General features: G+C 71.4%; 16 protein-coding genes and 1 tRNA gene. 10 read left to right on the top strand and 7 right to left on the bottom strand.

Annotated elements, in window-relative coordinates:
• Positions 1 to 57 precede the first annotated feature (57 nt).
• Positions 58 to 849, top strand: coding sequence for a YaaA family protein (locus ABD907_RS19615; protein ID WP_345218689.1), 792 nt, complete (start codon positions 58 to 60; stop codon positions 847 to 849).
• Between the two features lie 55 nt (positions 850 to 904).
• Here ABD907_RS19615 and ABD907_RS19610 read toward each other — a convergent pair whose 3' ends face one another.
• The 3 genes from ABD907_RS19610 to ABD907_RS19600 all read right to left on the bottom strand — a co-directional run bounded on the left by ABD907_RS19610 (position 905) and on the right by ABD907_RS19600 (position 4,012).
• On the bottom strand, positions 905 to 1,660 hold the full coding sequence (locus tag ABD907_RS19610; protein WP_345218688.1) for a zinc ribbon domain-containing protein: 756 nt from the start codon (positions 1,658 to 1,660) through the stop codon (positions 905 to 907).
• Positions 1,657 to 2,838 (bottom strand): Nif3-like dinuclear metal center hexameric protein, encoded by a 1,182-nt coding sequence (locus ABD907_RS19605; protein ID WP_345218687.1) that lies wholly within the window; start codon positions 2,836 to 2,838, stop codon positions 1,657 to 1,659. Before ABD907_RS19605 ends, ABD907_RS19610 begins: the two co-directional genes overlap by 4 nt.
• A gap of 295 nt (positions 2,839 to 3,133) precedes the next feature.
• A complete protein-coding gene (locus ABD907_RS19600) occupies positions 3,134 to 4,012 on the bottom strand; it encodes a LysR family transcriptional regulator (protein ID WP_345218684.1) in 879 nt (292 codons plus the stop codon).
• 95 nt (positions 4,013 to 4,107) lie between these two features.
• On the opposite strand from ABD907_RS19600, the gene ABD907_RS19595 reads away from it, so the two are divergent.
• Both ABD907_RS19595 and ABD907_RS19590 read left to right on the top strand, forming a co-directional pair.
• Positions 4,108 to 4,593 (top strand): carboxymuconolactone decarboxylase family protein, encoded by a 486-nt coding sequence (locus tag ABD907_RS19595; RefSeq protein ID WP_345218681.1) that lies wholly within the window; start codon positions 4,108 to 4,110, stop codon positions 4,591 to 4,593.
• 28 nt (positions 4,594 to 4,621) lie between these two features.
• The gene (locus ABD907_RS19590) at positions 4,622 to 4,978 is read left to right on the top strand and encodes a nuclear transport factor 2 family protein (RefSeq protein ID WP_345218680.1); all 357 of its coding nucleotides are present in this window, start codon (positions 4,622 to 4,624) and stop codon (positions 4,976 to 4,978) included.
• 109 nt (positions 4,979 to 5,087) lie between these two features.
• Here the strand turns inward: ABD907_RS19590 and ABD907_RS19585 are convergent.
• A tRNA-Val gene (locus ABD907_RS19585) sits at positions 5,088 to 5,161 on the bottom strand.
• A gap of 144 nt (positions 5,162 to 5,305) precedes the next feature.
• Here ABD907_RS19585 and ABD907_RS19580 point away from each other — a divergent pair.
• Entirely contained in the window at positions 5,306 to 5,707 is a 402-nt protein-coding gene (locus tag ABD907_RS19580; RefSeq protein ID WP_486334142.1) for a GNAT family N-acetyltransferase, read from the top strand.
• 168 nt (positions 5,708 to 5,875) lie between these two features.
• Here the strand turns inward: ABD907_RS19580 and ABD907_RS19575 are convergent, their stop codons facing one another.
• Both ABD907_RS19575 and ABD907_RS19570 read right to left on the bottom strand, forming a co-directional pair.
• On the bottom strand, positions 5,876 to 6,367 hold the full coding sequence (locus ABD907_RS19575) for a redoxin domain-containing protein (RefSeq protein WP_345218932.1): 492 nt from the start codon (positions 6,365 to 6,367) through the stop codon (positions 5,876 to 5,878).
• Between the two features lie 20 nt (positions 6,368 to 6,387).
• Positions 6,388 to 6,777: a DUF3052 domain-containing protein gene (locus ABD907_RS19570; protein ID WP_345218676.1), complete on the bottom strand. Its 390-nt coding sequence runs from the start codon at positions 6,775 to 6,777 to the stop codon at positions 6,388 to 6,390.
• Between the two features lie 288 nt (positions 6,778 to 7,065).
• Between ABD907_RS19570 and ABD907_RS19565 the strand changes: the two genes are divergently transcribed.
• From ABD907_RS19565 to ABD907_RS19555, 3 genes are read left to right on the top strand one after another with little or no spacing between them, the layout of a single operon-like run.
• Complete coding sequence (locus ABD907_RS19565) at positions 7,066 to 8,055, top strand: ABC transporter ATP-binding protein (RefSeq protein WP_345218674.1); 990 nt, start codon at positions 7,066 to 7,068, stop codon at positions 8,053 to 8,055.
• Entirely contained in the window at positions 8,055 to 9,038 is a 984-nt protein-coding gene (locus tag ABD907_RS19560; RefSeq protein WP_345218673.1) for an ABC transporter permease subunit, read from the top strand. Before ABD907_RS19565 ends, ABD907_RS19560 begins: the two co-directional genes overlap by 1 nt.
• A 32-nt stretch (positions 9,039 to 9,070) precedes the next feature.
• Entirely contained in the window at positions 9,071 to 10,408 is a 1,338-nt protein-coding gene (locus ABD907_RS19555) for a CoA transferase (RefSeq protein WP_345218671.1), read from the top strand.
• Between the two features lie 32 nt (positions 10,409 to 10,440).
• Here ABD907_RS19555 and ABD907_RS19550 read toward each other — a convergent pair whose 3' ends face one another.
• Positions 10,441 to 11,898, bottom strand: a complete 1,458-nt coding sequence (locus ABD907_RS19550; protein ID WP_345218669.1) for a sugar porter family MFS transporter — start codon at positions 11,896 to 11,898, stop codon at positions 10,441 to 10,443.
• Between the two features lie 265 nt (positions 11,899 to 12,163).
• Between ABD907_RS19550 and aceE the strand changes: the two genes are divergently transcribed.
• The 3 genes from aceE to ABD907_RS19535 are packed head-to-tail and all read left to right on the top strand — an operon-like array spanning position 12,164 to position 16,863.
• Complete coding sequence (aceE, locus tag ABD907_RS19545; protein ID WP_345218666.1) at positions 12,164 to 14,908, top strand: pyruvate dehydrogenase (acetyl-transferring), homodimeric type; 2,745 nt, start codon at positions 12,164 to 12,166, stop codon at positions 14,906 to 14,908.
• 42 nt (positions 14,909 to 14,950) lie between these two features.
• Positions 14,951 to 15,631 (top strand): hypothetical protein, encoded by a 681-nt coding sequence (locus tag ABD907_RS19540; protein WP_345218664.1) that lies wholly within the window; start codon positions 14,951 to 14,953, stop codon positions 15,629 to 15,631.
• A gap of 38 nt (positions 15,632 to 15,669) precedes the next feature.
• Positions 15,670 to 16,863 (top strand): PucR family transcriptional regulator, encoded by a 1,194-nt coding sequence (locus tag ABD907_RS19535; protein WP_345218662.1) that lies wholly within the window; start codon positions 15,670 to 15,672, stop codon positions 16,861 to 16,863.
• Positions 16,864 to 16,920: the final 57 nt, after the last annotated feature.

Here is a 16,920-nt window from a genome sequence, read left to right as displayed (position 1 = left end):
GCACCCGGGACGCGGCCGGCGTCAGCCACGTCCCCGCCGTCGGGCTAGCATCGCGTGGTGCTCGTGCTCCTCCCGCCCTCCGAGGGCAAGACGGCGCCCGCCCGCGGCGCCCCCGTCGACCTCACGAAACTCTCCTCGGCCGCGCTCACGGGCGCTCGCGAACGTGTCCTCGACCGGCTCGTCGAGGTCTCGGCGCGTGACGACGCGCCCGACCTGCTCGGTGTCGGTGCCGGAGTCGCCGACGAGGTCCGGCACAACACCGGGCTGCGCACCGCGCCTGCCGCACCCGCGGCCCGCGTCTACTCCGGGGTCCTGTTCGCCGCCGCGGGCCTGCCCGAGCTGACCGGTACGGCGCGGCGGCGTGCCGCCCAGTGCGTACGGATCTTCTCGGGCCTGTGGGGCGTGCTCGAGCCGTCGGACCGCGTGCCGGCCTATCGGCTCTCCATGGGGGCCGCGCTGCCCGGCCTGCCCGGTGGGAAGCCGTCGGCGTTCTGGCGTGCCCACCTCGCCGGTGTCCTCGACGAGCGGGCCAGCGGCGACGTCGTCGTCGACTGTCGCTCGGCGGCCTACGCGGCCGCATGGAAGCCGCCGCGGGACTGCGACCACGTGACCGTGCAGGTGGTGCGCGAGGACGTCACGGGCCAGCGTCAGGTGGTCTCCCACAACGCCAAGCACGCGCGCGGTCTGCTGACCCACCACCTGCTGACGCGCACGAGCCGGCCGCCGCGGACGGCGGAGCGTCTGGCCGAGGCAGCCCAGGAGATGGTCGACGGCGGATCGATCCACGCCGTCGAGCTCGGGACCGCGGTCCGCGGGCGCCGCACCCTCACGCTCGTCGAGCGCGGCTAGTCCCGGCGGCAGAAGGCCCGGACTCCGACGCCTGCCGGGACCGGGACCGCGTCGGTCATGCCCGGCCGGAGGTCTCGCCGTCGTCCAGGCGGACGAGGACGTAGCCGTGCTCCTCGGAGACGAGCACCTCGTCCTCGGCGGCGGTGTCGATCGCGGAGAGCTCGCTCAGGCTGAAGTCGATGCTCACGCCCTCGGTGCGGTGGCCGTGCAGCGCGACGACTCCGAGGCCACCGGTGCGCGAGCGTGCGTACTCGTAGAGATCGAGGAGCTCGGCGTCGACCTCGCCGGCGAGCTCCGCACGCTGAGCATTGAGCTTTTCAGCCTCGGCGTCGATCTCGGCAAACGCGGCGTCGCGGTCGGCGATGTGCTGCTCGCGGTCCCCCGCGATGGCCTTCTCCTGGGCCTCGAGCTCGGCGACCTGCTTCTCGGCCGTCTCGAGGCGCTCCATGATCTCGAGCTCGATCTCCTCCAGGACACTCTGCCGCTCCCCCAGCTGGGCGAGCTCGTTCTGCAGGGCGAGGAGCTCGCGGGAGACGCCCTGCCCGGCGTCGAGCGTGGCCTGGTGCCGGGCGGCACGGCTGCGGACCTGCTCGACGTCGGCCTCCGAGCGGGCGAGCTCACGCCGGGTGTCCGCGGCGACCGTGCGGGCCTCCACCTGAGCGCGGTGGACGTCCTCGCCGCGGCCCTCGAGCTCCTGCAGGGCGGCGAGCACGGGCAGCGTGCGCCGCTGGTGCGCGAGCTTCGCGAGCCGCGTGTCGAGCGCTTGGAGGTCGAGCAGCTTGCGTTGGGCGTCCTTGGGGGCGGTGGTCACAGGTGGGCTCCTTCCAGCACGAGGTCCCACGGGTCGGTGACCAGCGTGGAGACGTGCAGGTCCAACGTACTGCCGCGAGCCTCGGCGGCCGAACGCAGCACGGCCGCCGCGCGGGGCAGCCAGGGCCACTCGCTGGCCCAGTGGGTCGCGTCGACGAGGTAGGGCGGTCCGCCGGCGATGTGCTCCGACGCCGGGTGGTGCCGCAGGTCCGCCGTGACGTACACGTCCGCGCCGACGGACCGGACATGTCCGAGCAGGGAGTCGCCGGCGCCGCCGCAGACAGCGACGGTGTAGACCTCGGCGTCCAGGTCGCCGGCCACCCGGATGCCCTGCGGCGTGGCCGGCAGTGCGGTGGCGACCAGGTCCGCGAAGGTCAGGAGCGTGGTCGGTAGCGGCAGGTGCCCGATGCGGCCGGTCCCGGTGGCGGCCCCCGGGTCCGCCTGGGCGACGAGGGTGTAGGCAGGCTCCTCGTAGGGATGGGCGTCCCGCAGCGCGGCAAGGGCTGCGGCGCGCCGGGATCGGTGCAGGACCATCTCCACCCGGTCCTCGGCCACCTCCTCGGTCGCACCTACCGAGCCGACGGCGGGCCGAGCGCCCGGGAGCGGCCGGAAGGTGCCGGTGCCGGCCGAGACGAATGCCGCACGCTCGTAGTCCCCGAGGCGTCCCGCGCCGGCCTCGGCGAGGGCGTCGACGACGGCGCTCGTGTGCTCCCGGGGCACGAAGGTGACGAGCGTGTCGAGACCGTCGGTAGCGAGGGGCACGATCGGACGCGTGTCGACGAGACCGAGGACGTCCGCCAGCGCCTGGGCCACGCCCTCCGTCGCGGCGTCCGCGTTGGTGTGCGCCGTGTAGAGCGCGCAGCCGCCGGCGATGAGCGAGTGGACCGCCCGACCCTTCGGTGTGGTGGCGGCGACGCTGGAGGTTCCGCGCAGGTAGAGCGGGTGGTGCGTCAGCAGCAGGTCCGCACCGACGTCGAGGGCCTCGGCCACCACCTCCGGAGTCGGGTCGACCGCGAGCAGCACCGTCCGTACCGGCGCCCCCGGGTCGCCGGCGACGAGCCCGACGGCGTCCCAGTCCTCGGCCGTGCCGGGAGGGTAGTGCTCCTCGAGGACGGACATCACGTCTGCCAGGGTGAGGTCCGGCCCGGCCGAGCGGGCCGTGGAGAGTGCGTCGGTCATGAGTTCCGAGCCTAACGGCCGTACGTGGTGCCTTTCACAGTGCCGATGGGTGCAGCGCACGCCTGGCCTCGTTGCCGAGCATGGTCGCGGTCCGCGGGTCCGCATGCTCCCACGGCTGACGTCGAGCACGTCGCCTCGATGCCGTCCGGCGACTTGGGCGAGCGCCTTCGTTGCCGCTACGCATCGGTCGAAGGCGGTGATCGCGCTGCGTGCACTGCACGCCGCCTCCGCCTCCGCCTCCGCCTCCGCCTCCGAGAAGCGTCATCTCTCGGCCCGTGATCGGGATGGCGTGCGATCAGGAGTGCGTTTGCGGCTGCTCGAGAAGGTGGAGGAGTGCTTGGGCGGCGTGGCTCGGCCGACGTTTCCAGACGATGCCGAGCTGAGAGCGCGCGCGCTCGTCGGCGATCCGGAGCGCCACGACGTCCTCCCAGTCGCGAGCCGTGGTCGCGCTCACGATGCCCACACCGAGTCCGCGGCTGGTCAGCATCTGCACGTAGGCAGGTGAGGACACCTCCCAGCGGGGCTCGGCGGACGTTCCGGCGCGCACGAGGAGCGCGTCGAGGGCTGCCCGCGCGCCAGTGCCGCGAACAAGTGAGATGAGGTCGGTGCGGGCGAGCTCGGCGGGGCGGATGCGGTCGCGTGTGGCCCAGGGGTGCCCCGGCGCAACAACGGCGACGAGAGGATCGTCGAACACCACCGAGGTCTGCACAGCCTCGGGCGTCGCACCCACCCACGCGGCGAGTGCGACGTCGGCAGTGCCGTCGCGGATCTGGGCGATCAGGTCGCCGGACGGGCCTTCGTGCAGGCGGAGGTCGATGCCGGGGTGCCGGGTATGGATGGTCGCGAGCGCGTCGAACAGGGGTTGCCAAACCATCCCGGTGACGGTCGCGACCCGCAGCATCCCGGTCACCAGGCCACGGATGTCGTTCGCTGCCCCGGCCACGTCGTCGACCGCGGCGATCGCCGCCCGCGCGTGCGGCACCAGTCGCTCCCCCGCCGGAGTGAGCACGACCCGGCGCGCCGACCGGTCGATGAGTGCGAGCCCCAACTCCCGTTCCAACTTCTGCAACTGGGTGCTCACGCCCGACTGGCTGATTCGGACCGCCTCAGCTGCGGCCGTGAACGTCCCTGCGTCGACGACGGCAAGGAAGTATCGCAACTGATGAAGTTCCATATTCACCGATGATAGGTGCGATACGAACCTGATGTTGGACAGATGGCTCGAACGAGACGAACGTGGAGGGAAAGCGCGAACGAGGAGAAGTCACCATGACCAGCACATCCACCGAGACCGTCGGCGTCCTGACCCGGCTCGACATCGACACCACCGCCCCCGCGTTCTCTCGGGGGCTGGCCGCGTTGGACGCGGCAGCCACTCGCGAGCTCGACGAGGCCGGCGTGGAGCCGGGCCTGCGAGAACTGGTGCGACTGCGGGCATCGCAGATCAACGGATGCGCCTACTGCGTTGCCGAGCACACGCGCGACGCTCTCTCAGCCGGTGAACCGATCGGTCGCCTCGCCGCCGTCGCGGTGTGGCGCGAGTCGCCCTTCTTCACCACGCGGGAACGGGCGGCCCTCGCCCTCACCGACACGATGACCCGCGTCGCCGACACGCACGTCCCGGACGCCGACTGGCGCGAAGCGTCCGCCCATCTGAACCCGGCCGAGCTCGGCGCACTCGTCTCGCTCATCGTCGTCATCAACGCCTGGAACACCGTCGGCGTCACGACCCGCGCATGGACCCCGACCATCTGACCTTTCACCCCACCGGAAGGACGCTCTGATGAATCAGAACGAGATCACCCGCGCCGCCGCAACGACCTACTTCGACGCGTGGCGAAACCGCGATTTCGACCGCCTCCGGACGGTCCTGGCACCCGACGTCGAGTTTGTCGGCACCATGGGAACGGCCAGCGGCATCGACGAGTGCATCGCCGGCCTCAAAGGGATGGCGGAGTCGATCATGACCGACCTGACCCTGCGCGCCCGCGTCGTGGAAGGACCCGATGCCATGACTTGGTTCGACCTGCACACCGCCGCCACCGCCCCGATCCCCACCGTCAACTGGAGTCATCTCGAGGACTGCCTCATCACCCGCATCCGCGTCACCTTCGACCCGCGACCGATCCTCGAGGCATGAGCGTCGGTCGCCCGAACACGCTCACGCGATGCGAGTCCACTTCCTCGCCTCGGCGGGGCAAGAGCGTGCGCGGCTCAGGCTGGACCTCGCGGCTGAACTACCCGCGAGGTGGGCCCGGCCGGTCTCGAACCGACGACCTCCGCGGTGTAAGCGCGGCGCTCTGACCAACTGAGCTACAGGCCCCTGCGCCGAAGGGCGCCCCGACAGCGTAGTCCAGGTGGCATCGCCGCGGTGGTCGTCGAACCTTGCTAGCGTCCGTGCGTGACCTCGCCGGAATCCACCGCACGCGTGGCGTTTCGCACCGCCGGCCGCGACGACCTCGAGCGGATGGTCGAGCTCATCGCCGACGACTCGGTCGCATCACGGCGGACCGGCTCGTTCGGGCCGGCCCACGTCGCCGGCTTCGAGGCGATCGACTCCAGCCCGAACGACGAGCTCGTGGTGGCCGAGCTCGACGGCGAGGTGGTCGGTGTCATGCAGCTGACGTACATCCCGGGCATCGCGCGGAACGGGGCCACCCGCCTCCACATCGAGGCGGTCCGGGTTGATGCCCGGCTCCGGGGACTGGGCATCGGCCGGCTGATGATGGAGCACGCGCATGCGCGCGGGCGGGAACGTGGTTGCGCCCTCGCCCAGCTGACGTCGGACAAGCAGCGGCCAGACGCGCACCGGTTCTACCGGGACCTCGGGTACGTGCAGTCGCACGAAGGCTTCAAGAGGTCGCTCTGACGCCACCCGCCGACGAGGTGACGGCGCGGCCGCGCAATCGAGTCAACGTTCGGGGGTCGGAGCGCACCTCTGCGGCGACTCGGACAGCAGAACTCGACTCGAACGCGGGCTGAACGGTACACGCGCAGACCCGAGAGCGATCGGCGCCGCGGACCCGGGCGGAGCGGCTCAGGTCTCGAGAGTCGCCAGCGCGTCGCGGTACTCCGCCAGCTCGCGCGCCCGGCCCTTCGGCTTCACGACCGACCACCGCACCGTTCCGTCGGCGTCGACGAGGAAGCTGCCGCGAACGGCGTGCCCGCTCCGCTCGTCGAACACCCCGTAGCGGCGCGAGACCTCGCCGTGCGGCCAGAAGTCGGAGAGCAGGTCGAAGCCGAAGCCCTCTGCCTCCGCCCAGGCACGCTGGGCGAACATCGCGTCGGTGGAGACAGCGAGCAGCCGCACACCACGCGCCGTGAAGTCGGCGAGGTTGTCCCGCAGCTCACGCAGCTCGACCGTGCAGATCCCGGAGAACACGAACGGGAAGAACACGACCACGACCGGCGACCCGCGCAGGGCCGAGAGCCGCACCGGAGTGCCGTGCGTGTCCGGGAGCACGAAGTCTGGGGCCGCGGTACCGGCGGACCGCACAGACCCTGGAGCCGCGGCACCGGGAGCCGGCACCGATGTCCCGGCCCGGCCGCTCACCGCCGGGAGCGGCTGCGCGACGCGATCCGGATGCCGTTCCAGGCCGGCCCGACGGAGATGGCCGAGGTGGCGAGCATCCCCGCGGTCCGGGCGGCCTCCTCCACGTCCGCCGGAACCACATGCCCGTCACGTCCGGGCTTCGGGGTGAGCACCCAGATCAGACCGCCGTCGTCGAGGTTGGCCTGGGCGTCGACCAGCATGTCGGTCAACTCCTCCTGACCACCGTCGTCGTCACGCCACCAGATGATGGTGCCGTCGGACACGTCGCCGTATTCCTCGTCGACCAGCTCGGTTCCGGTGGCCTCCTCGACGCCCTGTCGAACTGCGGAGTCGACGTCGTCGTCGTAGAGGAACTCCTGGATCACCTGCCCGGTAGTGAAGCCCAAGCTTCCCGCTCCGGCTCCCGCGCTGACTGCCACGTGCGTCCTTCCCTCTGGGGCCCATCGACCCGTCGTGTCCGTCCAGGCACGACCATCATGTCCGCACCCGGGTCCGAGCCCGTGCTCGAGTTGCTCAACCCCACCGTAGTGGCGACCAGCTGCGCAAGCTCGCAGATCACCGCCTGGCGAACCCGCGGAACGCCCACCCCGTTCTGGCTCGGAGGCGTCCGTTACCCCGATAGCGTGGCCGGCGGGTCGCCGACGCGGCCGACCTGGCCGAACGTGGGGAGACCGATGACTGAGCTGGCGATCGACACGACGGCCCTGCGCCGGACCTACCGGGCGCGTGGCGGCCGACGAGTCGGCGTGGAGGGACTGGACCTTCGCGTGCCCGTCGGTGGCGTCCACGGTTTCCTCGGCCCGAACGGCTCCGGCAAGACCACCACCATCCGGATGCTCCTCGGCCTGGTGCGCGCGGAGTCCGGCAGCATGCGCATCTTCGGCCACGAGGTGCCCGACGAGCTTCCGGACGTTATCGGCCGGGTCGGCGCGATCGTCGAGTCGCCGAAGTTCTTCCCGACCTTCACGGGCTGGAGGAACCTGGAGCTGCTCGCGGCGGGCATCGGGACGCCCAAGGCCCGCGTCGGCGAGGTCCTCGACGCCACCGGACTGGGCGATCGCGGCAAGGACCGGTACAAGGGTTACTCGCTCGGCATGAAGCAGCGCCTCGCCATCGCCGCCACCCTGCTGAAGTCGCCGGACCTCCTGATCTTCGACGAGCCGACCAACGGCCTCGACCCGGCCGGGATCCACGAGATCCGCCAGACCATGCGCCGCCTCGCCGACGAGGGCCGCACCGTGCTGGTGTCCAGCCACATCCTGGCCGAGGTCGAGCAGATCGCCGACACGGTCTCCATCATCGGCGCGGGACGCCTGCTGGCCGAGGGGCCCGTCACCGACGTCATCGGCGACTCCGGCATCACCGCCGTGCGCGTCGGCGTCCCCGACCCCGAGTCCGCCGCTGCCGTGCTGAGCGGTGACGGCCTGCGCGTGCGGCCGGACGGGCCCTACCTGAGGGTCCGCGGTGTCGACGACCCGGCACGCATCACCGAGCTCCTCGCCCACCGGGGCATCTACGTCCACGAGCTGGTCCCCGAGCGTGCGGACCTGGAGTCGGTGTTCCTCGAGCTGACCTCCGCGACCTCTCTCGCGCAACCGCCACGCGGCCGACGCGGACGCCACGCACCGGCCGAACCCGTTGAACCGGCCGCGGAGGTGTCCTGATGCGGCTGCTGAAGGTCGAGCTACGGCGACTGTTCTCCCGGCGTCTGGTCATCGCCGCCATGCTCGCCGGCCTGGTCGGTGCCGGCCTCGTGCTGTTCGGGTTCTTCCAGACCTCGCAGCCCATGTCCGAGACGGAACGCGAGCAGGCGGAGCAGTACTGGCAGCAGGCCCGGGCGGACTGGGAGCAGCACGGCGAGGAGAACATCGCTCAGTGCCTCGAGCAGGAGGAGGCAGAGAGCGAACGCGCCGGTGAGGACCTGGACTTCGGCTGCGACCAGATGGCGCCCCAGCGCGAGCACTTCTTCTTCGAGTCGCCGCCGCTCGAGGAGACCCTCCCGCGGCTGCTCTCCAGCAGCGCACCGATCTATCTCCTGGTCGGCTTCTTCGTCGGCGGAACCTTCACGGCGGCAGCGGCGAGTACGGGCGCGCTCGGCACCTGGCTGACGTTCGAGCCGCGCCGAACCCGCGTCTACGCCTCCAAGGTGCTCGCCGCCGGCCTCGGCATCCTGCCGGCCGCCGCCGTCCTGCTGGGCGTGGTGGTCGGTGGCGCCTGGCTCATCGGCACCGGGTTCGACACGGCCGGCGGCATGACCGCCGAACATTGGGAGAGCGTGGCGTGGACCGCGCTGCGTCTGCTCGCGCTGACCGGTGTGACCGCCGCCCTCGGTGCGGTGCTCGGGTTGCTGCTCCGGCACACCGCGGCGGTTCTCGGCGCCGTAGCCGGTTGGGGCGTGGCCGTCGAGGCCATCCTGGGGCAGCAGGTGGACCGGCTCGCGCCCTGGATACTGAGCACGAACATCATCGGGTGGATCAACCACGGCACGACCTACGACGTGCGCTCGTGCACCACGGACGCCCAGGGAATGATGTGCGAGTACGAGATGGTGGACCTGGCGTTCGCACACTCCGCCGTCTATCTCGGCGTGGTTGCGGTCGGCCTCACCGTGCTCGGCCTGCTGGTGTTCCGGCGCCGCGACCTCTAGCCGCGGTCTCCGGGCGGTGGGATCGTTCGACCGTGAACGAGGAAGCAGTCGCCGTCACCGGGCCGCGCCGCTGGTGGGCGGGCCCGCTCGACGTCGAGGGCCTGGCTCTCGACGCCGTCACGCGGTGCGCCGCGGCTGCTGCGGCCCTCGGCCGAGTGCGCGGACGTCCCGTCCGGGTCGGCGTCGACACGGCCGACGTCGCGGCCGCCTACGACTCGTTCCGTCACCTCCGTGCGGACGGCCGGGCCGTGGCCGGCTTCGCCCCGTTGTCGACGTTCGTCGAGGCCCACGACGGTTGGGTGCGCTTCCATGCGAACTACCCGCACCACCGGGCCGCGCTGCTGTCCGCGCTGGCGATCGGTCCGCACCTCGACGACGAGCAGGCCGCGGCCCGTGTGGGTGCCGTGGTCCGAGGGTTGACGGCCACCGACACCGAGGCGCTGGTGCGGTCCGCGGGCGGCGTGGCCGCGGCGATGCGCCGCCCTGAACAGTGGCTGTCCCACGATCAGGGACGTGCCGTGGCCGCCACGCCCCTCATCGAGACTCGCCGGCACACCGGCGCCGGCGCCGGGCTGCCGGCCACGGGCCGCCTGCCGATGACCGGCCTGCGCGTCCTCGATCTCACGCGAGTCATCGCCGGACCGACGGCCACCCGCATGCTCGGCGCGCTCGGCGCGGACGTCCTGCGCGTCGACCCGCCCACGATGCCGGAGATTCTCGACCAGCACCTGGACACCGGCTTCGGGAAACGCTCGGCGGAGGCCGACCTGGCCGATCCGGCCGCCCGGGAACGCCTCGAACGGGTGCTCGCCGGAGCCGACGTCCTGATCACCGGCTACCGGCCGGGGGCGCTCGCCGGGTTCGGTCTCGCGGCCGGCGACGTCCTCGCGCGTCGCCCGCACCCGGTCGTCGCCGAGCTGTCCGCCTGGGGATCGGGCGGCCCGTGGGCGGGCGAGCGGGGTTTCGACTCGATCGTCCAGGTCGCCACCGGCATCGCGCACCGGTACGCCACCGGCTCCCGGCCGGGTGCCCTGCCGGTCCAGGCCCTCGACCACACGGCCGGCTACCTCCTGGCGGCCGCGGTCATGGAGGCCCTCGCCCACCGGGACGACGGCGGAGCAGCCGTCCGTGTCAGCCTCGCCCGCGTCGCGCACGAGCTGCAGACCCGCCCGCCCGGGCCGGTCGCCGAGCCCGGGTCTGCGGACGAGCGCCGCGCCGCGGGCCTGCTACCGGTGCGCACCGAGACGGTCACCTCGGCCTACGGGACGCTGGTCCACGTACCGCCGCCGCTGCGCGTCGACGGCGAACGCCTGCGTTTCCCCGCCCCGCCCCGGCCGTACGGCCGCGACGAGCTCGCCTGGGCGGGCTGAGCAGAGCTGGCGAACCCCGGACGACTCCGGTGCTAGTCCGCCGCCTCGGCGGGCGCCCTCCGGCGCCCGACGGTCGGCTCGTCGGACATCTCCTCCAGCTCCATGCCCTTGGTCTCCGGCACCTTGCGCAGGACGAAGAAGAACGACACCACGGCGAACGTCGCGTAGAAGCCGTACGCGAACGGCAGGCCGATGTTGGCGAACATCGGGAAGGTGGTGGAGATGAAGAAGTTGGCCGCCCACTGCGCCGCTGCCGCCACGGCCAGCGCACCGGCCCGGATGGAGTTCGGGAACATCTCGCCGAGCAGCACCCACACCAGTGGTCCCCAGCTGGCTCCGAAGGAGACCACGAAGACGTTCGCGCAGATGAGGGCCACGAGCGACCACGGCGCCGCGAGGTCCGCGGTCTGCGTGCCGTCGGGCAACGTCTCCATGGTCGCGAACGAGAACGAAAGAGCCATCAGCGCCAGCGAGACCGCCATCCCGACGGAGCCGGCGAGGAGCATCGGCCGGCGTCCCACCTTGTCGACGAGCAGGATCGCCACGATCGTGACGACGATGTTCGTGACCGACGTGATGACCGAGATGGTCAACGCGTCGGACTCCGCGAACCCGACCGAGCGCCACAGCGTGGTCGAGTAGTAGAAGATCACGTTGATGCCCACGAACTGCTGGAACACGGAGAGCAGGATCCCGGTCCACACGATCGGCTTGAGTCCGAGCGTCCGGCCCCGCAGGTCGGCGAGCGACTCGCGCTTCTCCGCGTTGAGCGTCCTACGGATCTCTTCGATCTTCAGGTTCACGTTGACGACGCCGGTGAAGTCGTAGAGGACCTGCGAGGCCTTGTCGATCTGACCGCGCGCCACCAGGAAGCGGGGCGACTCGGGCAGCCGCAGCGCGAACAGCCCGTAGACGGCGGCAGGCACGGCCTCGGCGATGAACATCCATCGCCACGCCTCGCGGCCCAGCCACAGCGTCTCGGCGGCACCACCCGCGAACCCGGCCAGCACGGCGTCGGACATCAGCGCGGTGAAGATGCCGGTCACGATGGCGAGCTGCTGCAGCGAGCCCAGCCTGCCGCGCACCCGCGACGGCGAGACCTCGGCGATGTATGCCGGCGCGATGACCGACGCCGCACCGACACCGAGCCCGCCGAGCACCCGCCACAAGATCAGGTCCACGACGCCGGTCGCGAAGCCGGAACCGATCGCGGACGCGAAGAACAGGGCCGCCGAGATCATCATGGTGGGGACCCGACCGAGCCGGCTCGCGACCGGCCCGGCGAACCAGGCGCCGACCGCACAGCCGATCAGCGCCGAGGAGACGGCGAACCCCTTCAGGGCGGTGCCGAGCCCGAACGATCCCGCCAGCGCGTCGACGGCTCCGTTGATGACCGCGGTGTCGAAGCCGAACAGGAACCCGCCGAGCGCGGCTGCGATGCAGATGCCGATGACACGACCGCTGAGGCGGCTGGGTGGAGAGTCCGTCATGGCGGTCACTCTCCCCGCCACCGCCACGGCTCGCACGCCGAGGTGATCGCCGGTGGGCAGGCCGAGGTGATCGCCGGTGGGCAGGCCGAGGTGGTCGCCGCGGTGCGCGCACCGAGGTGATCGGCACGGCATGGGTGTTCGGAGTCACACGGCACCAGGCGCCCGCGGTTCGACCCCGGGCGTTCCGAGCATGACAATGTTGCTTACGCTGAGGTGTCGCACGCCGTGTCGCCACCGCCGACGCCAAGACCGAAAGAAGGAACGCGTGAGCTCACGAGACGAGTCCTCGCCCCTGATCAACGGACTGCTCAGTCAGGTCAAGGACATCGACGCGGAAGAGACCGACGAGTGGCTCGAGTCGCTCGACGGCCTCATCGAGGAGCGCGGCGGACCCCGCGCCCGGTACATCCTGCTGAATCTGCTCCGGCGTGCCCGTGAGCGCTCCGTGGCGATCCCGAACCCGATCACGACGCCGTACGTCAACACCATCCCCGTCCACGAGGAGGGTTACTTCCCGGGCGACGAGGCGGTCGAGCGCAAGTACCGCGGCTGGATCCGCTGGAACGCCGCCGTCATGGTGACCCGGGCACAGCGGCCCGGGGTCGGCGTCGGGGGGCACATCTCCTCCTACGCGTCGCTCGCGACCCTCTACGAGGTGGGCCTCAACCACTTCTTCCGTGGCAAGCAGCACCCGGGCGGAGGCGACCACGTCTTCTTCCAGGGTCACGCCTCCCCCGGCAACTACGCCCGCGCCTACCTCGAGGGCCGTCTCACCGAGGCCGACCTGGACGGCTTCCGGCAGGAGTACTCCCACCCGGAGGAGGGCCGCGGCCTGCCCTCCTACCCGCACCCGCGGCGGATGCCCGACTTCTGGGAGTTCCCCACGGTCTCCATGGGACTCGGCCCGGCGCAGGCGATCCAGCAGGCGTGGGTCAACAAGTACCTGCACGAGCGGGGCATCAAGGACACCTCCCAGCAGCACACCTGGGCGTTCCTCGGCGACGGCGAGATGGACGAGCCGGAGTCGCGCGGCATGCTCCAGCAGGCCTCCTGGCAGAACCTCGACAACCTGACGTTCGTCGTCAACTGCAACCTCCAGCGGCTCGACGGCCCGGTGCGCGGCAACGGCAAGATCATCCAGGAGCTGGAGGCACAGTTCCGTGGCGCCGGCTGGAACGTCATCAAGGTCATCTGGGGCCGCGAGTGGGACGCGCTGCTCAACGCCGACAAGGACCGCGCGCTCGTCAACCTCATGAACACCGTCCCCGACGGCGACTTCCAGACGTACAAGGCGAACGACGGCGCCTACGTCCGCGAGCACTTCTTCGGCCGCGACCCGCGGACCAAGGAGCTCGTCAAGAACATGACCGACGACCAGATCTGGGCGCTCAAGCGCGGCGGGCACGACTACCGCAAGATCTACGCCGCCTACAAGGCCGCCCTGGAGCACACCGGTCAGCCGACCGTCATCCTGGCCCACACGGTCAAGGGCTACGGCCTGGGTCCGTCGTTCGCGGGACGCAACGCGACCCACCAGATGAAGAAGATGAAGACCACGGACCTGAAGATGCTCCGTGACGCGATGCGGATCCCGATCTCGGACGAGCAGCTCGAGGACCCGTACAACGCGCCGTACTACCGGCCGGACGAGTCGGACGAGGCGCTGCAGTACATGCTCGAGCGGCGCAAGGCGCTCGGTGGCTTCATCCCCGAGCGGATCACCACGTTCGACCCCCTCCCGCTGCCGGACGAGAAGCCGTACGAGGTTCTCGCGAAGGGCTCCGGCCAGCAGGAGGTCGCCACCACCATGGCGTTCGTACGCCTGCTCCGAGAGCTGATGAAGGACAAGGAGATCGGCAAACGTTTCGTGCCGATCATCCCCGACGAGGCCAGGACCTTCGGCCTGGACTCGATGTTCCCGACGGCGAAGATCTTCAACGTCCACGGCCAGAACTACACCTCCGTGGATCAGGACCTCATGCTCAGCTACAAGGAGTCCGAGCAAGGGCAGCTGCTCCACACCGGCATCAACGAGGCGGGCTCCGCAGCCGCGATGCAGGTGCTCGGCACCTCCTACGCCGTCCACGGCGAGCCGATGATCCCGGTCTACATCTTCTACTCGATGTTCGGGTTCCAGCGCACCGGTGACCAGCTCTGGGCCGCCGGCGACCAGCTGGCCCGTGGCTTCATCATCGGCGCGACCGCCGGCAAGACCACGCTGGCGGGCGAGGGCACCCAGCACATGGACGGCCACTCCCCCGTGCTGGCCTCCACGAACCCCGCGATCGTCCACTACGACCCCGCCTACGGCTACGAGATCCGGCACATCGTCCGGGACGGCCTCCAGCGGATGTTCGGCGACGACTCCCGCGACCAGAACGTCATGTACTACCTCACGGTGTACAACGAGCCGATGCACCAGCCGGCGGAGCCGGAGAACCTCGACGTCGAGGGCCTCCTGCGCGGCATCTACCAGATCGCCGCACCCGACGGCGACGGCCCGCGTGTCCAGCTGCTCTCCTCCGGCGTCGGGGTGCCGTGGGCGCTCCACGCCCGCGAGCTGCTCGCCGAGGACTGGGGCGTCCGCGCCGGCGTGTGGTCGGTGACCAGCTGGTACGAGCTGCGCCGGGACGGCGTCGCCGCGGACGACCACAACTTCCTCCACCCGGAGGAGGAGCCGCGCGAGGCGTACCTGACCACGAAGCTGCGCGACGCCGGAGGCCCGTTCGTCGCGACGTCGGACTTCGAGCACCAGGTCCAGGACAGCATCCGTCAGTGGGTCCCCGGGGACTACTACACCCTCGGCGCCGACGGGTTCGGCTACTCCGACACGCGCCCGGCGGCACGGCGCCAGCTGTTCATCGACGCCCACTCGATGGCGGTGCGTGCCCTCCAGGGCCTCGCCGACCGCGGCGAGGTGGACCGGGACGTCGTCCGGCAGGCGATCGAGAAGTACGACCTGTTCAACGTCAACGCCGGAGTCTCCGGCTCGTCGGGAGGCGAGTCCTGACCCGGACAGCGGCCGGGAGCGCCACCGGTTAGGCTCGGCAACATGTCCTGGATCGCTCGCCTCCGCTCTCTGCTCTCGCGGCAGACCCCGGCCACGCGCGTCGGGACCCGTCGCCCGTCCGCCGTGGAGCGCACGGATGACGTGGTGCGCGAGGACGAGCTGCGGGCGAAGCTGATCAGCGACCCGAACGACATCGAGGCCTTCAAGGCGCTGGCGGAGCTCGTGCGGTCCCACGCCGCCGGCGCGGCGCCGGCCGACCCGCTGACCGCGGACCACCACGTGGAGGCGAAGGACCGCGCCGCAGACCTCGCGGTGTGGTCGCTGGCCGAGGAGATCGCCGGCAACTCGCGCGCCTGGTACGCCCTCGTCGAGCTGGCCAGGCTCTCCCTGCACGACGACCGTGAGGGCGCGATGCGCCGTCTCGGCGGTGCGTGCGAGCGGGACACCACCGGTGCCGCCCTGGCGGAGTCCGTGCGGATGCTGCGTGAGGAGGACCTGCCGGGCGAGGGCTTCGGCCTCGGCGTGGGGCACTGGAACGCGAAGGAGCACGTCGTGGAGGCCGGGGTGCAGGTCATCCGTGCCGCCCTGGAGGCGCACCGGCCGGCCGAGGCCCGCCGGCTCCTCGATGCCATGACCGCGGAACGGCACGACGCCGCAGCGACGGCCGCGGCCGCCGAGCTCGAGCCGGAGGTCGCTGCCGCTGAGGCCGGCTCGAACGCCTAGTTTGTAGGCATCCCACAACGCTGACCTATGCTCGCAGGATGACGACGAGCCAACGGAACGGACGCGAGCTGGGCAGCTCCGACGTCGTCCGGCGGCTCCGTGGCGGCACCGACCTGCTCACGACGGCGGCCCTGCGCCGCCTGGACGCCGAGCTCGACTGGTACCGCGACCTCGCCGCCGAGGACCGCTCCTGGATCGGCCTGGTGGCGCAGGCCGGCATTGCCGCCTTCATCGACTGGTACGAGGAGCCCGACGCCGGGTCCTACAACGCCCAGGAGATCTTCCGCGCCGCCCCGCCCGAGCTGACCCGCTCCATCTCCCTGCAGCACACGCTGCAGCTGGTCCGCATCGTCGTCGAGGTCGTCGAGGACAACGCCGTCCAGCTCGCCGAGCCCGGCCAGCAGGCCGACCTGCGCGAGGCAGTGCTCGTCTACTCCCGCGAGGTCGCCTTCTCCGCCGCCGAGGTCTACGCCCGCGCCGCCGAGTCCCGCGGGGCCTGGGACGCGCGGCTGGAGGCCCTCGTCGTCGACTCCCTGATCCGCGGCGGCGACGAGTCGATGCGTTCGCGCATCTCGGCGCTCGGGTGGTCCGGCAAGGGCCGCACCATGGTCGTCGTCGGTCCCGCGCCGGCGGACATGGACGAGCGCCGGACGGCGGACCTGCGACGCGCGTGCCGACGGTCGGCGCAGGACGCGCTCGTCGGCATCCAGGGCGACCGTGTCGTCGTCGTGCTGGGCGGCGAGAGCGACCTGCGGGCTGCCGCGACGACCCTGCTGCCCCGGTTCGGACCCGGACCCGTGGTGCTCGGTCCCGAGACCGGCGAGGTCGGTGACGCCGGACGCTCCGCCCGCGCGGCCCTCGCCGGCATGCTCGCCGTCGCCGCCTGGCCGGGGGCCCCACGACCCGTCCCCGCCGACGAGCTCCTCCCCGAACGGATGCTCAACGGCGATCCCCTCGCCCGCCGCACGCTCGTGGAGGAGCTGTACAGACCGCTCGTCGGGTCCGGCGGTCCGCTCGTACAGACTCTCGAGGAGTACCTGGCGCAGGGCCGTTCCCTCGAAGGCGCCGCCCGGGCCCTGTACGTCCACCCCAACACCGTTCGGTACCGCCTGCGCCGCATCGGCCAGGTGGTCGGTTGGGACCCGACCGACGCCCGCGAGGGCTTCGTGCTCCAGATGGCCCTCGCCGTCGGGCGGCTGTCCGAGTCGGCCGTCACCCACCGCGGGCTGTGAGGCATCCCGTGAGGCATCTCTCCCGATCCGGGCTCGTGCCCCGCCGTTTTGTAGAAC

The sequence above is a fragment of the Georgenia halophila genome (assembly GCF_039541595.1).
The sequence above is the reverse complement of the archived record's forward strand: the minus strand, read 5'-3'. Positions and strand labels throughout refer to the sequence as shown.

What these genes read in the sequence shown, in the direction of transcription:
- ABD907_RS19600 (WP_345218684.1), bottom strand. Translation starts at nt 4,012, where the DNA reads ATGGAACTTCATCAGTTGCGATACTTCCTTGCCGTCGTCGACGCAGGG.
- ABD907_RS19590 (WP_345218680.1), top strand. Translation starts at nt 4,622, where the DNA reads ATGAATCAGAACGAGATCACCCGCGCCGCCGCAACGACCTACTTCGAC.
- ABD907_RS19560 (WP_345218673.1), top strand. Translation starts at nt 8,055, where the DNA reads ATGCGGCTGCTGAAGGTCGAGCTACGGCGACTGTTCTCCCGGCGTCTG.
- ABD907_RS19535 (WP_345218662.1), top strand. Translation starts at nt 15,670, where the DNA reads ATGACGACGAGCCAACGGAACGGACGCGAGCTGGGCAGCTCCGACGTC.
- ABD907_RS19540 (WP_345218664.1), top strand. Translation starts at nt 14,951, where the DNA reads ATGTCCTGGATCGCTCGCCTCCGCTCTCTGCTCTCGCGGCAGACCCCG.
- ABD907_RS19550 (WP_345218669.1), bottom strand. Translation starts at nt 11,898, where the DNA reads ATGACGGACTCTCCACCCAGCCGCCTCAGCGGTCGTGTCATCGGCATC.
- ABD907_RS19595 (WP_345218681.1), top strand. Translation starts at nt 4,108, where the DNA reads ATGACCAGCACATCCACCGAGACCGTCGGCGTCCTGACCCGGCTCGAC.
- ABD907_RS19580 (WP_486334142.1), top strand. Translation starts at nt 5,306, where the DNA reads ATGGTCGAGCTCATCGCCGACGACTCGGTCGCATCACGGCGGACCGGC.
- ABD907_RS19605 (WP_345218687.1), bottom strand. Translation starts at nt 2,838, where the DNA reads ATGACCGACGCACTCTCCACGGCCCGCTCGGCCGGGCCGGACCTCACC.
- ABD907_RS19565 (WP_345218674.1), top strand. Translation starts at nt 7,066, where the DNA reads ATGACTGAGCTGGCGATCGACACGACGGCCCTGCGCCGGACCTACCGG.